Raw genomic sequence first — 14,821 nt, forward strand, 5'->3', positions numbered from 1 at the left:
AGTGATATCAGACCACCAACGCTTCTTCTGCCTGCAGCACCAGCAGGTTTTGCCCTGCCGCCACTGCGGTGCCGGACTGGCATAGCACCTTCAGTATCCGGCCACTGGCTGGGGCTGTGACGCTGATCTCCATTTTCATGGATTCGACGACCACAATCACATCGCCCGCTTGCACCAGATCGCCCTCCGCCACCGGCACCTGCCAGACGTTCCCGGCCACCTGGCTGGGAACATGGCGCGCGCCTTCCGGCAGTTCTGCAGGTTCGTCGGCTGCGTCATGCGCTGCGCTTTGCTCAAGGCTGTAGACATTGGCGCCGGTCGCCTCCCAATGCGCCCGCTCTGCATCAAACGCGGCTTGCTGGACACCCTTGAATTGCGCAATGGATTCAGCGTGTTCTTGCAAAAAGCGGTTGTAGTCACCGAGCTTGAATGTGGTGTGTTCCACCTTGAGGGCAAAGCGCCCTTGCAAAAAGTCTTCGCGCATTTGCAGCAGCTCGGCCTCGCCAACCGGATAAAACCGGATCTGGTCGAAAAAGCGCAGTAACCACGGTTTGCCCGCGACAAAATCCTGCGTGGTTTTGTGGCGATTCCACATCTGGATGGTGCGGCCAACAAACTGGTAGCCGCCCGGACCTTCCATGCCGTAAACGCACATATAGGCACCGCCGATGCCGACGGCGTTTTCCGGTGTCCAGGTGCGGGCGGGGTTGTATTTAGTGGTCACCAGCCGATGCCGTGGGTCCAGCGGCGTCGCCACCGGCGCACCGAGGTAAACGTCGCCCAGACCCATGACCAGATAGCTGGCGTCGAACACGATACGTTTTACTTCATCAATGTCTTTCAAGCCATTGATACGACGGATGAATTCGATATTACTTGGGCACCACGGTGCATCCGGACGTACCGACTGCATATACTTTTCAATCGCCAGCCGCGTGGCGGCATCGTCCCAACTCAAGGGCAAATGCACGATGCGTGATGGCACTTCCATCTCGTCAATCGGCGGCAATTCGGTTTCGGCTTGTTCCAGTAGCGCCAGCAACCGCGCCAGCGGCAACACGCGGCTTTCGTAGTGGAACTGCAGCGAGCGAATGCCCGGCGTCAGATCAATCATCCCCGGCACTTGCGCGGCTTCGAACCAGTTGTACAGCGCCTGCACCCGCAAGCGCAGATTCAAATCCAGTTCCAGCGGGCCATATTCGGCCAACAGATATTTGTCGCCAGCCTGGCGGCACACAATCGGCGGGCAATCGGCGCGCGCGGCGATGCGATGCACTACCGGCGATGTTTCAAAGCCGCCAGACAGTGTCACCGGGAGCGGCGCGGCCATGGTGGCGATCAACTGTTCGGTGGCAACTTCCAGTGCGGCAGCATCGGCCTGACTCACCCGTTTGAAGCGCACGGTATTGCCGGGGCGTAATTGGCCCATCTTCCATAACTCGGCATTCACAATCACCGCCGGGCAAACGAAACCGCCCAGACTCGGGCCATCTGGGCCAAGAATCACCGGCATGTCGCCCGTGAAATCAATCGCGCCAATGGCGTAGGCGTTGTCGTGGATGTTGGATGGGTGCAGGCCCGCCTCGCCGCCATCGGTGCGGGCCCACTCAGGTTTGGGGCCGATCAAGCGCACACCGGTGCGGCTGGAGTTGTAATGCACCTCCCAATCGGTGGCGAAGAACATCTCGACATCCGCGTCGGTAAAGAAATCAGGTGCGCCGTGCGGGCCGTATAGCACGGCGATTTCCCATTGCTGCGGATATTGGGGGATGGCTTCGGCTGCCAGCCGCAAGGGCGCGCCATGGGTTGCCCCGAGATGCAGCACATCGCCTGCCCGCAAGGTACGCCCGCCATGACCGCCGAATTGGCCCAAGGTAAACGTGGCTTTGCTGCCCAGGTAATCGGGCACATCGAAACCGCCAGCGATGGCCAGATAACTGCGGCAGCCCGCGCCATCAATCACGCCGATTTGCAGGATGCTGCCTGCAGCTACTTCCACCGCTTGCCACAGTGGCAGCTTTTCACCATCCAGCGTCGCCCGCATGGCCGCGCCGGTCAGCGCGATCGTTGTGGCGCAATTGAACTTGAGCGTCGGCCCGGCGATGGTCAATTCCAGCGCAGCGGCAGAGGCTACGTTACCGACCAGTTGATTGGCCAGACGCATCGCCAGGCTATCCATCGGCCCAGACGGCGGTACGCCGATGCCCCAGTAGCCGGTGCGGCCAGGGAAGTCCTGAATGCTGCTTTGCACGCCTGCTTCCAGCACATCCACCGTGGCAGGTGCGTAAACAAAGCTAGCCAGATAACGGGTGATTTGCCGACCTTGGGCAAAAACGTCGTCAGCCAGAATCTGCCGCAAATAATCCAGATTGGTTTCAATGCCGTCCAGCCGCGTGGCGGCCAGTGCGCTTTGCATTTGGCCCAAAGCCGCAGCGCGATCTGCGCCGTGGGTAAGTATCTTGGCGACCAGCGGGTCATAAAACGCCGGGACATCTGTGCCCCGCTCCACCCAGCTATCGACGCGGGCCTGGGTGGGGAAAACCACCTCAGTCAGCAAGCCGGATGAAGGCTGGAATTGCTTGTTGGCATCCTCGGCGTACACACGCACCTGCATCGCCGCGCCTTGTGGCTGATGGCGATACGCGGCCAGATCCGGGCCTTCGCCAGCGGCGGTGAGCAGCATCCACTCGATCAGATCGACGCCAGTAACCAGTTCGGTAACGCCGTGCTCTACCTGCAGCCGGGTGTTGACCTCCAGAAAATAAAACTGGCCCGATTGCGTGTCGTAAACAAACTCGACTGTTCCCGCAGATTGATAACCCACGGCGCCCACCAGTTGCACGGCGGTGTCGCACAGGTTTTGCCGTTGCGCATCGCTCAGATGCGGCGCGGGCGTTTCTTCGATGACTTTCTGATTGCGGCGCTGGGTGGAGCAATCGCGCTCACCCAAGTGGATGACATTGCCAGCGCTGTCGCCAAAGATTTGCACTTCAATATGGCGAGCATGTTCAACAAACTTCTCCAGATAAATGCCGCCATCTTTGAAGTTGTTTTTAGAAAGCCGTTCCACCGTTTGCCAGGCATCCGCCAGTTGCGTTTCGTCGCGACACAACTGCATGCCAATGCCGCCGCCACCGGCTGTACTTTTGAGCATGACTGGATAACCAATCTCTAGCGCGCGCCGGATTGCTTCATCTGCACCAGACAACAGGCCAGTACCCGGTAGCAGTGGCACGCCATTTTGTTCGGCCAGTTCGCGGGCGGTGTGCTTCAGCCCGAAGGCGCGCATGTGTTCGGGCTTGGGGCCAATGAAGACGATGCCAGCGACGGCGCAGGCTTCAGCAAATGCGGCGTTTTCAGACAAGAAACCATAGCCAGGATGGATGGCCTCGGCGCCGCATTGTTTGGCGGCAGCCAGAATGGTATCGACCAGCAAATAACTCTGCGCGGCCGGGGCCGGGCCGACACAAATCGCTTCGTCGGCCATTTGCACATGTTGCGCATGGCGATCGGCTTCGGAATACACCGCGACGGAGGCGATACCGAGTTTTTTTAGGGTGCGGATTACGCGGCAGGCGATTTCTCCGCGATTGGCGATCAAGACTTTCTTGAACATATGGGTGGCCTTTTACGGCGTGCGGGTCGTCCCGCTTTTGTTCTGGGCAGCGCCAGGTCGTCCTGACGTGCTATGCACTATTTTGCAGAGCGTAGGGTTTGCACGCACCGCGTGCGAACGCGTTCAGATCAGTTCCACACCAGCAATCGCACCGGCGTCGGATTGTAGGCGTTGCAGGGATTGTTCAGCTGCGGGCAATTGGAGATCAACACCCAAACATCCATTTCGGCGCGCAGTTCCACGTATTTGCCCGGAGCGGACACGCCATCGGCAAAGCTCAGGCCGCCGTCGGCAGTGACCGGCACGTTCATGAAGAAGTTGATGTTGGGCACCAGATCACGCTTGGTGATGCCGACATCGGCATGCTGAATGGCCAGCAAATAGTTATCGCGGCAGGAGTGCATGAACTTCTTTTGCAGCGCATAACGCACGGTGTTGCTTTCCGCCGCGCAAGCACCGCCCAAAGTGTCATGGCGACCGCAGGTATCGGCGACGATGGTCAGCATGGCATTGCCATCGTTGGAGTACAGCACCGTGCCAGTGGTCAGGTAGATGCCGCCCTGTTGCAGCATAGTGTTGCTGGCGCTGTAGTGCTCGCTCACATCCTGGCTGTTGTAGAAGATAACATCGGCGGCCTGGTTGCCTTCCAGATCAACAATGCGCAGGGTCTGGCCTTTTTTGACTTCATGCAGCCACGGCTCGCCAGCGGGCTGGTAGTGATCCAGCGTGGCGGCAGCGGGTTGTAGCGAGCTTTCAAAAATGCGGATGGCGGCAGCGGTCATCTTGGGTTTCCTCGATCAAGCCAGGTATTGCATGTCGGCGTTATGCAGCGCACGGGCGTTTTCCGGGCGGAACTGGCGGCAGAAATCGTCTTTGGCGGCGACGCCGGAGCGCCATGCAGCCAGACCAATTTTCCTGGGCGCATATTCGGGGTTCGGGTCTAGCGGATGCGGCGCGCTGGAGTACGCAATCAGCGTGTCCATATCAAAGCGCAACTCGACGAAATCCCCGGCAGCACTATGGTTATGGGCGAAGGCAAAGCGCCCTTCTTCATCCACGGCGACTTTGCTGAACAAATTGACCGGCGCGATCAGGTCGCGTTTGGTAAGGCCGTATTTACCAATCTCAATCAACAAGCCGTCTTTGCCGTTGCGATACATGGCGTTGCGGGCCGCTTCAAAATTGCGCTGACCATATTTGCGCGCGCAAGTGGCGGCATCCAGTAATGCACCCATCGGGTCATGCCAGCCGACCGAATCTGCGGTGAAAGACGCCAGCGAACGGCCCATATCGCTCATCAGTACATGGCCACGACTGTAATGCGCGGTGTGCTGGGCTTTGAGCGAATCGGGCATGCTGTAGCGTTCCAGTTTCTCGCGGGCGCTGTACAACACCAGCGACAGATTCGCGCCGCCTTCCAGATCCACAATGCGCAGGCTGCTGCCGCGCGGCATGATGCAAGACCAATGCGCACCACCGGGCATGATCTCTGACCACAACACTTGATCGGCGGGTAAATCTGGTGCGAAACGCGCCCAGAAAGCCGGGGCATCGACCGGATCAGTCGCTGGCGGGTTGGCTGGCGTATCCAGAAAGTGTTCCATGCAGGCGCTCCTTCTTACTGCAAATCAATCATCAAAAATCAGAAGCTCAGGCAACCAGACCCGACAGCTTTTGCAGCTGCTCCAGGTCGGTTTTCATGCCAGAGGTATCACGAATCCGGTTGAGGATTTCGCGCTTGAGCTGCGTGAATTCCGGCGCGAGTTTCATGTCCTGATTGCGCGCGGCGGGCAACGGCACGTCGTAAATGGTGTCGATACGGCCAGGGCGCGGCGCCATCAGCACTACCCGGTCACCCAGATAAATGGCTTCTTCCACGTCGTGCGTCACAAATACGATGGTGACGTCTTCGAGTCGCCGCACGTGGCAGATCAGGTCATGCATCACTTCACGGGTTTGCGCATCCAGCGCGCCAAACGGTTCATCCATCAGCAGAATGCGTGGTTTGCTCATCAAGGCGCGGGCGATGGCCACGCGTTGCTGCATGCCGCCAGACAATTGCGCCGGATATTTTTTCGCAGCGGCGGTCAGGCCCATCAGGCTCAACAAGGCATCGGCGCGGCCACTGGCTTGTTCCACATCCGCCGAGGTGCGATCGCGGTGGTTGATGCTGAGTTGGCGGCTAAACTTGATGTTGTCGACCACGTTCAGCCACGGATACAGGCTGTAGTGCTGAAACACCATGGCCCGATCCGCGCCGGGGCCGTCAATACTGGCGCCATCGACCAGGATGTCACCGCTGGTTTGTGTTTCCAGTCCACCCAGCATGCGCAATAGCGTGGATTTGCCACAGCCCGACGCCCCCACAAAGGTGATGAACTCGTTACTGGCGATATCCAGATTGGCATTTTGCAAGGCTTGCACCGCGTGGGTGCCCTCGCCAAACACCTTGCTCACTCCGCGAATTGCGATTTTTTCAGTCATGGCAAATTACCTCTTGGCCAGCCACGGAAAGGCTTTGCGGTGTAACAGGCGGAAGGCTTGATCAATCACCAGCCCCATCGCGCCGATTAGCAAAATCCCGGCAAAAATCTTGTCGGTCTGCAAAAAGCGCTGCGCTTTCAGAATGGAGAAACCCACGCCGGAGTTGGCCGCAACCAGCTCAGCCACTACCAGATACGTCCACGCCCAGCCCATGGTGATGCGCAGGGTGTCCAGCAAAGCCGGTTTGGCCGAAGGCACGATCACCAGTTTGATGATCTCGCCACGAGTTGCGCCCATGGTTTGGGCGGCCTCGATCTGGGTGTCTGGCACACGGCGGACGTCTTCGGCCACCATCAGTACCATCTGGAAAAACGTACCGATAAAGATCACCGCCACTTTGGCACCTTCATCAATCCCCACCCACAGCATCACCAGTGGCACAAATGCCACGGCAGGCATGTAGCGAATAAAGTCGGTGAGCGGCTCCAGCAAGGCTTGCACCGGGCGGAACGTGCCAATCAGCAAGCCAATTGGCAGCGCAAACACCAGCGACAGCGCCCAGCCGCCAATGACCCGCCACGCGCTAATGCTCATGTCGGCGGCCAGATCGTCTTCAGTCCACCACTGCACCAGCCGTTGCAATACCTTGAGCGGCGTCGGCAAAAACACAGGAGAGACCAGCTCTGCGGCAGACATTCCCCACCAGACCAGCAGCGGCAACAGCAGGCCAATCAAGGCAATGGCGGCGTATTCATGGCGGTTTAGCTGGCCGCGAATGACCCAGAAGCGACTGCGGCGGCGCAATGGTGTGGCAAGTTTGCCGGGCGGTATGGTTTCAGGGGCAGACATGAAATTTCCTTGTTTGCTGAAGTGCAGTTCGACTCGCTCGGGTTCAGGTGTCACCGCCGACCAGCCTTAGCCAGTCGGCACAAGATGGCACCGGCTTAGCGAGTGGCCTCTTTCACCAGCGAGCCATCCAGACCTTTGGCAAAGTCTGGCTTGCCATCGACCAGCTTGTTTTCCAGCAGGAACTTGTTAATGGTTGGTGCAACGGCCATCAGCGAAGTCGGGCTGGCCGGGTTGAACGCATCTGCATTGTCTTTGGCGTTAAAGAAACGCGTACCAGGCAGGAAGGATTTGTATTCAGCCGGTTTCATGCTGACGACTTTGGACATGATCTTGGCCGACTCATCCGGATGTGCCGCGATATAGGCCTGCGCGTCGTACCAGGCCTTTATCATGCCAACCAGGTCTTTGCGCTTGCTGGCAATGGCTTTGTCTTGCGCCACCAGCAAATCGGGGATCAAACCAGGCATGTCTTTGGAAGTGAACAGCGCATGGCCGGTGCCGGAGGTTTCGATGCTGTTAACCCACGGATTCCACACCACGGCGGCATCGACCCGGCCCGCCATAAAGGCGGCTGCGGCATCACCGGCAGCCAGGTTGGTGATCTTCACATCTTTGAGCGACATGCCGTGTTTTTCCAGCGCAGTCACCAGCACAAAGTGCGAGATGCTGAACTGTTCCAGCGCGATGGTTTTGCCCTTCAGATCAGCAAACGTCTTGATCTTGGCGTTGACCATCAAGGCATCGTTGCCAAACGAGTTGTCGTTAACCAGCACGGCTTTGACTGGTACGCCCTTGGCTAGCGGCGCCATGGTGTCGGACCAGGTTTGCGAGTTGGCATCGAGCTGCCCGCTCGACAGCGCGGAAATAGAGTCGGTGTAGTTGGCAAACCAGACCAGTTTGACGTCGGCGCCATATTTCTTGAAGTAGCCGTTTTGCTCGGCCACATACCAAGCCACCCAGCCCGGCCAGTCGGAAACACCGACTTTGACTTCGGCGCGTGCCAGCGGTGACCACGCAGAAAACAGCGTGAACGAAACAGCAGCGATGCTACAGAGGATGCGACGAGATACGTGACGTACTGACATGGCAAGGCTCCTGGTGGACAAATTTTGCGCACGAGAGGCGGGCAGACACCGTTCAACAGAACAGCTGTATCTGTCGCGACCTCCCGGGCTTTTGTCCCGCCGTGGAGCCCCCAAACGATGGAGGCCGGAACGCTCTCGGACCAGTTGGAACTACCAACAGCCTTGCGACATATGCGCCGCAGTATGGGTTGGCAATTCTTGTTCATCCCGTAAACGGGACCGGAACCCTAGCTTTCCTGTAAGACGATGCGAACGTGTCGCACCTCTCGTGCTGTTATCTATGCAAAGGGCATGCCTGACCGAGCCTGCCAGATGTCGGACTCTAAAAATAACCATCCAACCTGCTGTTTTTGTTTCTATTTTTTAATGAGCCGACTTGCCGTTCACGAAGAAAACCTCATGCAAGCCACAAATTTGACTAGCGTTATTTTGGTGCAATAGATCATGTCCATGTCATTTATTGGTGCACGTGCCAATCCCGAATGACGGATATCTTTCCAGTCCTTTCCAATCAGGAGATTCAATATGTCTACGGTCAAACCCATCCCCGATGGCTATCAAGCCATTACGCCTTACCTCATCAGCGGTGATGCCTCTGCGGCAATCGAGTTTTATAAAAATGCATTTGGCGCAGTTGAACGCCTGCGCGTGCATGGCAAGGACGGCAAGATCATGCATGCGGAAATAGAAATCGACGGTGCAGTGTTCATGTTGACCAGTGAAAACCCGCAATGGAATGCGCGCAGCCCGAAAACCATCGGCGGCTCACCGGTGAGCATGGTGCTGTATGTGACGGATGTGGATGCCAGGGTGGCTCAGGCGACGCAGGCCGGGGCCAAATTACAGCGCGCGGTGGCGAACCAGTTTTACGGCGACCGCTCTGGCTCGGTGGAAGATCCGGATGGCTATTCCTGGCATATATCCACGCATGTGGAAGATGTTTCGCCGGAAGAACTGGCTCGCCGCTCCGCCGAGATGTGCTGATTAGCAGGGCTGGCGGCACACTTTGGGGTGGAAGGCTATTTTTGGTGCCCCCTGCGTCGGGCGCGGTGAGTTGCGTGCAGAAACCCCGCAACATCATCAATATTTACTATTGATGATGCGCAAGAATTTACAGAAAAATCAAGGAGAAAGCTCCGATAATTGACGTTACACAACCGGAGCGCTCCCATGATCGAACTACGTGGCAGCGGCATCGCGGCTGCCATCGTGGGCTCGGCAGCTGTTCACGCCAAAACCAACACACCGCAAGCGCGACTGAATTCGTCGGGCTCTAAAGCAAACTATGCCCGCAGCAGTGACGCGGCCAATGCAGAGGATCCAGCCAATGGTCTGCCAGCAGCAGCGCCTGAACCTTTGCTGCTGGCGCTGCCCGAGCGCTCCACCCAAGACTGGCTGCGGCAAATGAAGGTGGAAAACCGCATTGCCAATCGTTCTGGCGGTGGCGCACAGGGTTCGCCTGTTGCCTCTCCGTCCAGCGTTTACGGGCAAGTGGCGCACTCGACGCCAGCCAACAGCGAAGGCTTTCGCGAGCTTGGCTAATCCGCCGCCCGATTAAGGCGCGCGATTAGTTGCCGTAACGGTCGCCAATCTGGGCCGTGGCATACCAGGCCATCAGCGCCACTACGCCAGGCTCGCCTTCGGCTGGCGACCAGGATGTATAGTCCTGCTCAGCAATGGCTTGATACGGGCCGTGCTTGACCTCAAAGATCACCCCGCCCTCATCCAGCGACAACACCGCATGCCACTGCCCGGCTGGCGTTTCCAGAATGGCAGCGCCTTCGCCCAGGATGGCGCGATCAATCACCTTTCCCGCTTCATCAAAATGCAGCACCAGAAAACGCCCTTGCAGCGGAAACAATAATTCCCAGGTGTGCGGGTGGCGATGCGGGCGCACGTAGGTGCCCGGTTCCATGGCAATGGCCAGACGCTGAATCGGATCAGCAAGTTCTGGGTGCAGATTGAAATTGGCACGCAGACGCGGTGAGGCCGCGGCGGTGGATGCCAGTTCGCTGAGTTTTTGCCGATTAATTTGCTTCATGTTGTGGCCGCTGCCCTTCTGGTTGTTTTGTGGCCTTCCGCTGACGGAGCGTGACTGCGCATCTCCAACAGGCTCTGGCCTTTATGGTTTGGTTTACTTATTGCCGGACCCGTGCTTTTCGCTTTCACGCGGCTCTTTATAGTGTTGCTGCTGGCTCGTCCCGTGATGCTTGTTGGGATTGCCGCTTTCAGGCGAGCCTGGCGCAAAATACGGCTCGCCTGGATGCCATTTTCCGTGCTGTAGCCGTGACTGCATGGCGGACTCGGGTGCTGCCTGGCGCCCGGCAGATTGCAACAGGCCACGACGCGCGGCCTCATCCGGATGGCGATCAAGATAACGCTGGACCTGGTCACGACCACGATTGAGTTTTTGCAGATTCAGCGTGTAGCCGCCGTTGATGCGCTGATGCAGGTCATCGAGCACACCGGAAATCTTCTCTTTAAAATCGAAGTTGCCAATGTCGGTCCAGACGCTGCGCTGGCGGGCCTGCATGCGGCGCGGGTGGGGAGAGCCGCTACCGGTAAATACATCCTGACTCGGCTTGACGTTGATGGACTGGCCATCCTGGCCTTTGAACACCGTGCCGCCGGCATGTACCGTGTGATAGGTGCCGGGCGCAAAGCCTTCGCTATTGCCGGCCGGAACGACGTCAACATCGTAATCGGTGCCCCGTATTCCGATAGTGGCCGTAGGGGTGGTGAGTTGGTAGCTGGCGTGATTGAGCTTGCCGATCGCCCCGGTCACTGAGCGCAATGCGCCTTGCAACAAGGTGAGCCAGCTGCGGCCATTTTGAGGATTGTCCGGATCATACACATAATCGACGATCCGCAGCTTGGCCTTGGGGCGCAAGGTCAGGCTCGCGCCGTCTTCCATGCTCAAGACCACCCAGCTATTGGCGTCTGTGGTAATGACATCCCCTTTGTTGACCGCGTCCCCCTTGTGTAAAACGACGGTCTGGCCGCTGCTGCCGGCGGCTGTAACCAGCCCGCCCAGAGCGGCAACCCGACCCGACGCTGCAAATGCAGCCAGTGGTAGACAGGTAAGCAGAACGGCAGTGAGTAATAGTTTAGCAATGGACATCAATGGCCTCCTCCGGCGCGGGCACCGGAACTCCTTATTCTGGATAGTCTGGCAGAGGTCGTGCCAGCCGTATGTAACAAGCAAATGCGTATCGTTGCAGTTCGCTGCGCAACGTGCGGGTTGTTGGTGTGCTCTAAATCGGCGCTAATACCGGGTTTGGCGACTACTTGCGGCACCGCACATCATCAACCAGGCGTCAATGAGCGATCGATTTTGAAAACACGTTAATGACGACCACACCTGCAATAATCAAAGTCAGGCCCAATATTGCAGGCCAATCCAGACTTTGCCGATAAGCGAAATACCCAACCACCGAGATCAGCACGATGCCCACGCCTGACCAGATGGCGTAGACCAGACCGACCGGAATGCTGCGCAAAGTGAGCGACAGGCAATAAAACGCGATCACGTAGCCGATCACCACAATGATGGACGGCCACAGCCGGGTGAATCCCTCTGCCGCCTTCAGCGCGGAGGTGGCAATCACTTCGGCCACAATGGCAATGGCAAGCCAGCCCCAATTCATCGCGTTATTTCCTTGTCATGCGGTGCGACCGGCCATTCCAGCAAGCTGGCCCCTGTCCGTCAAGTTTTGTGGTTGTCAGCTTTTGGCTTGACGTATATCAAATACAAGCACCGCCAAGGTGCGCGACAAGGTCATCTGGATGGCCTGCTACAATGGCCTGATTGCCTTGCCTCTGACTGAATATGATCAAAGATTTACTCAACGCTACCACCGACGTCGCTTTCTTGCGTGATTTGATCATCTCGCTAGTATTGATTGCCGTGCTGTTCCTGGCGCACTCCATGATCCGCCGCGCCATTCTGGGTCGTGACAAACTTCGCCCCGAAGACAAGCGCCGATTGATGGTTTACTCCCGCAATGCGGCGCTGGTGCTGTTTGTGTTGGGTACGGTGGTGATCTGGGGGCACGAGATCGAAGCCTTTGCCGTTTCGCTGGTCGCCATTGCGGCAGCCATTGTGATCGGCACCAAAGAAATCATCATGTGTATCCTGGGCTCGATCTACCGCACCACCAGTCGCGCGTTTGAAGTGGGTGACCGCATCGAGATCGGCGGCATTCGCGGCCGGGTAATAGATATGAATCTGCTGAACACCACGGTGATTGAGTCTAGCGCCGCCGTTCCGCACAAAGGCACAGTTGGTCGTGGCGTGGTCATTCCCAATTCGCTGTTTTTGTCGCAGGCCGTTTACAACGAAACCATGCTGGGCGCCTATGTGCTGCAAACCGTGCATGTCGCCATCAACCGCGAACAAGACTGGGCGCAGGCGGAGGCGGCCTTGTTGCAAGCTGGCGCGCACGCCATTGCCGACTACGCGCCCGATCTGGCTAACCATGTCCGCGAACTGGAACGCAACTACGCCGTCGACACGCCGCCTACCGAACCACGCGTGCGCGTGTCGCTGGATGACCGCGAGGCAATCAACCTGCAATTGCAATTGCCGGTGCCATTGGGGCAGCGCGCCCGTATTGAACAAGCAATTTTGCGAGACTTTTTACGGCATATGTCGCCTTTACCCATCACTCCCGATGAAAGTCTGCCAACCCGCAAAAGCGCAGACAAACCCAGAGTCAACAAGGCTTGAAGAACAGCGGGTGTACTGACATGCCTGGCGCGCATTTCACCCATTTATAAGATTTTTCCCAATTTACCTTGCATCATCAGTCGTTTATAGGTATATTCCGGCCCTTCGCCCAGGGATGGCACGGCCAGCCCTTTGAAATATTTCATCGCCCCCTGACCTGTTTGCCGCCCTGCGTTCGATTTTGATTGCGGTTGTCTCTTTGGTTAGGTCGATGCCCGCCAGCACAGTTTTGTAGCTGGCCAACCGTAACCAGGAAATAATCATGTCGCACGCAGCCCATGATCCGGCTCAGGATCAGGACCTCTCTTTCTCGTCGCTCGGACTCGCCACTGAAATCGTTCAGGAACTGACCGCTCAAGGCCTGACCGCACCGACTCCAGTTCAAGCTTCCGCCATTCCTGTTTTGCTGGAAGGCCACGATTTGATGGCATCCGCCCAGACTGGTACCGGCAAGACCGCAGCTTTCTTGCTGCCAGCATTGAATCGTCTGGCACGTCCGCCAAAACATCACGGTAAAGGCCCACGCGTTCTGGTGCTGACCCCTACTCGTGAACTGGCAGAACAAGTTTCCAAGGTTGCTACCGCTTTTGCTCGCCGCATTCCGCGTTGCAAAGTAGTTAGCCTGGTGGGTGGTGTTCCTTACCCGCTGCAACACAAACAACTGGCTCAGCCGGTTGAAATCGTCGTGGCTACCCCAGGTCGCCTGATGGATCTGATGCGCAGTGGTCGTATCGACTTCCGTCGCCTGGAAATGCTGGTACTGGACGAAGCCGACCGTATGCTGGACATGGGCTTCATTGACGATATCGAAACCATCGTTGCTGAACTGCCTCCAGAACGTCAGACCGCCCTGTTCTCCGCTACTTTGTCGGAAACAGTGCAAGACTTCGCTCGTCCAATGCTGCGTGACCCACGCAAGATTGAACTGGCACCGCAAGGTCTGCCGACTGCCAACGTCGAACAATCCGTGCATTACGCTGACGGCTACGAGCACAAGCTCAAGCTGACCGCTGCACTGGCTGAATCGCTGGCTGGTTCGCAATCCATTGTCTTTACTGCTACCAAAGCAGACGCCGATGGCATCGCTGACTGGTTGCGCATTGCTGGTCTGCGCGCTGATGCAATGCACGGCGATCTGCCGCAACGCAGCCGTCGTAAAGTGCTGGATCGTCTGCACCGCGGCGAAATTGACCTGCTGGTTGCCACCGACGTTGCCGCTCGCGGTATTGACGTTGCCGGTATCGGCCAGGTGATCAACTTTGATCTGCCACGTTTCTCGGAAGACTACATCCACCGCATTGGCCGTACCGGTCGTGCCGGTCGTAGTGGCCGCGCTGTGTCGCTGGTTACCCGTAACGACTTCGTTCTGCTGACTCGCATCAAAAAGCGTTATCAGATCGATTTCGGCACCATGGTCATGGAAGGCCTGGAAGCTCGCTTCCAGCCGGGCGCTCGCCGCACTGATGAGCGTCGTCCTGCTGGTGGTGGTGCTGGTCGTCCGCACGGTGATCGTCCGCGCCACGGCGGCGGTGATCGCCCAGGTTACGCTGGCAACAAGCCACGCGAAGCCGGCGCCCGTTTCGGTGATGCTCGCGAACATGCTCCGCGTGACAACAGCTTTGCTCCACGCCCGGATCGTGGCGGTTACGAAGGTCGTCCACGCAGTGCTGAAGGCGGCTATCGTGGCAACTCGAATGCCCCGCGTGAAGGTGGTTTCAACCGTGATTCCGCACCGCGCGAAGGCGGTTTCAACCGTGACTCCGCTCCGCGTGAAGGTGGCTACAACCGCGACAACAATCGTGGTGGTTATGCTGGTCAGAAACGTGAAGGCGGTTTCTCTGGCGAAAAGCGTGAGTTCAACAATGCACCACGCCCAGCTGGCGCTGCTCCACGTGATGGCGCTCGCAAGGAAGGCGGCTTCGGTGGCCAACGTCGTGACGACCGTTTCGGTAGCGAACCACGTCGTCCGCGTAGCAACTTCGCTCCGCGTGGTGATCGTTCGGGCGAATAAACCAACACTGGTTTACGTCTCGTAAAAATGCCTCCCTCGGGAGGCAT

At 57.9% G+C, this 14,821-nt stretch carries 13 protein-coding genes and 1 riboswitch; of the genes, 4 read left to right on the forward strand and 9 right to left on the reverse strand.

Annotated elements, in window-relative coordinates:
- Window positions 1–7 precede the first annotated feature (7 nt).
- From uca to N7220_RS00405, 6 genes are all read right to left on the reverse strand, one after another.
- The gene (uca, locus tag N7220_RS00380; RefSeq protein ID WP_283149490.1) at window positions 8–3,616 is read right to left on the reverse strand and encodes an urea carboxylase; all 3,609 of its coding nucleotides are present in this window, start codon (window positions 3,614–3,616) and stop codon (window positions 8–10) included.
- Window positions 3,617–3,744: 128 nt separating this feature from the next.
- Entirely contained in the window at window positions 3,745–4,398 is a 654-nt protein-coding gene (locus N7220_RS00385; protein ID WP_283149491.1) for an urea amidolyase associated protein UAAP2, read from the reverse strand.
- Window positions 4,399–4,413: 15 nt separating this feature from the next.
- Complete coding sequence (locus tag N7220_RS00390; RefSeq protein WP_283149492.1) at window positions 4,414–5,220, reverse strand: urea amidolyase associated protein UAAP1; 807 nt, start codon at window positions 5,218–5,220, stop codon at window positions 4,414–4,416.
- 46 nt (window positions 5,221–5,266) lie between these two features.
- Window positions 5,267–6,100, reverse strand: a complete 834-nt coding sequence (locus N7220_RS00395; RefSeq protein ID WP_283149493.1) for an ABC transporter ATP-binding protein — start codon at window positions 6,098–6,100, stop codon at window positions 5,267–5,269.
- Window positions 6,101–6,106: 6 nt separating this feature from the next.
- On the reverse strand, window positions 6,107–6,949 hold the full coding sequence (locus tag N7220_RS00400) for an ABC transporter permease (protein ID WP_283149494.1): 843 nt from the start codon (window positions 6,947–6,949) through the stop codon (window positions 6,107–6,109).
- Window positions 6,950–7,044: 95 nt separating this feature from the next.
- Window positions 7,045–8,034 carry an ABC transporter substrate-binding protein gene (locus tag N7220_RS00405; protein ID WP_283149495.1) on the reverse strand — a complete coding sequence of 330 codons (990 nt, stop codon included), beginning with the start codon at window positions 8,032–8,034 and terminating at the stop codon, window positions 7,045–7,047.
- A 78-nt stretch (window positions 8,035–8,112) separates the two neighbouring features.
- A riboswitch (guanidine-I (ykkC/yxkD leader) is annotated at window positions 8,113–8,276 on the reverse strand.
- Window positions 8,277–8,559: 283 nt separating this feature from the next.
- Here N7220_RS00405 and N7220_RS00410 point away from each other — a divergent pair.
- Window positions 8,560–9,018, forward strand: a complete 459-nt coding sequence (locus N7220_RS00410) for a VOC family protein (protein ID WP_283149496.1) — start codon at window positions 8,560–8,562, stop codon at window positions 9,016–9,018.
- Between the two features lie 186 nt (window positions 9,019–9,204).
- Window positions 9,205–9,576, forward strand: coding sequence for a hypothetical protein (locus N7220_RS00415; protein WP_283149497.1), 372 nt, complete (start codon window positions 9,205–9,207; stop codon window positions 9,574–9,576).
- A 25-nt stretch (window positions 9,577–9,601) separates the two neighbouring features.
- Here N7220_RS00415 and N7220_RS00420 read toward each other — a convergent pair whose 3' ends face one another.
- The 3 genes from N7220_RS00420 to N7220_RS00430 form a co-directional block, all read right to left on the reverse strand.
- On the reverse strand, window positions 9,602–10,075 hold the full coding sequence (locus tag N7220_RS00420; protein ID WP_283149498.1) for a WbuC family cupin fold metalloprotein: 474 nt from the start codon (window positions 10,073–10,075) through the stop codon (window positions 9,602–9,604).
- Between the two features lie 93 nt (window positions 10,076–10,168).
- Window positions 10,169–11,155 (reverse strand): FecR family protein, encoded by a 987-nt coding sequence (locus N7220_RS00425; protein WP_283149499.1) that lies wholly within the window; start codon window positions 11,153–11,155, stop codon window positions 10,169–10,171.
- Window positions 11,156–11,351: 196 nt separating this feature from the next.
- Complete coding sequence (locus tag N7220_RS00430; protein WP_283149500.1) at window positions 11,352–11,681, reverse strand: DMT family transporter; 330 nt, start codon at window positions 11,679–11,681, stop codon at window positions 11,352–11,354.
- Window positions 11,682–11,863: 182 nt separating this feature from the next.
- Between N7220_RS00430 and N7220_RS00435 the strand changes: the two genes are divergently transcribed.
- Both N7220_RS00435 and N7220_RS00440 read left to right on the forward strand, forming a co-directional pair.
- Window positions 11,864–12,763 carry a mechanosensitive ion channel family protein gene (locus N7220_RS00435; protein WP_283149501.1) on the forward strand — a complete coding sequence of 300 codons (900 nt, stop codon included), beginning with the start codon at window positions 11,864–11,866 and terminating at the stop codon, window positions 12,761–12,763.
- A gap of 262 nt (window positions 12,764–13,025) precedes the next feature.
- The gene (locus tag N7220_RS00440) at window positions 13,026–14,774 is read left to right on the forward strand and encodes a DEAD/DEAH box helicase (RefSeq protein WP_283149502.1); all 1,749 of its coding nucleotides are present in this window, start codon (window positions 13,026–13,028) and stop codon (window positions 14,772–14,774) included.
- The last annotated feature ends 47 nt before the right edge of the window (window positions 14,775–14,821 follow it).

This window comes from Silvimonas soli (assembly GCF_030035605.1).
Lineage (GTDB): Bacteria > Pseudomonadota > Gammaproteobacteria > Burkholderiales > Chitinibacteraceae > Silvimonas > Silvimonas soli.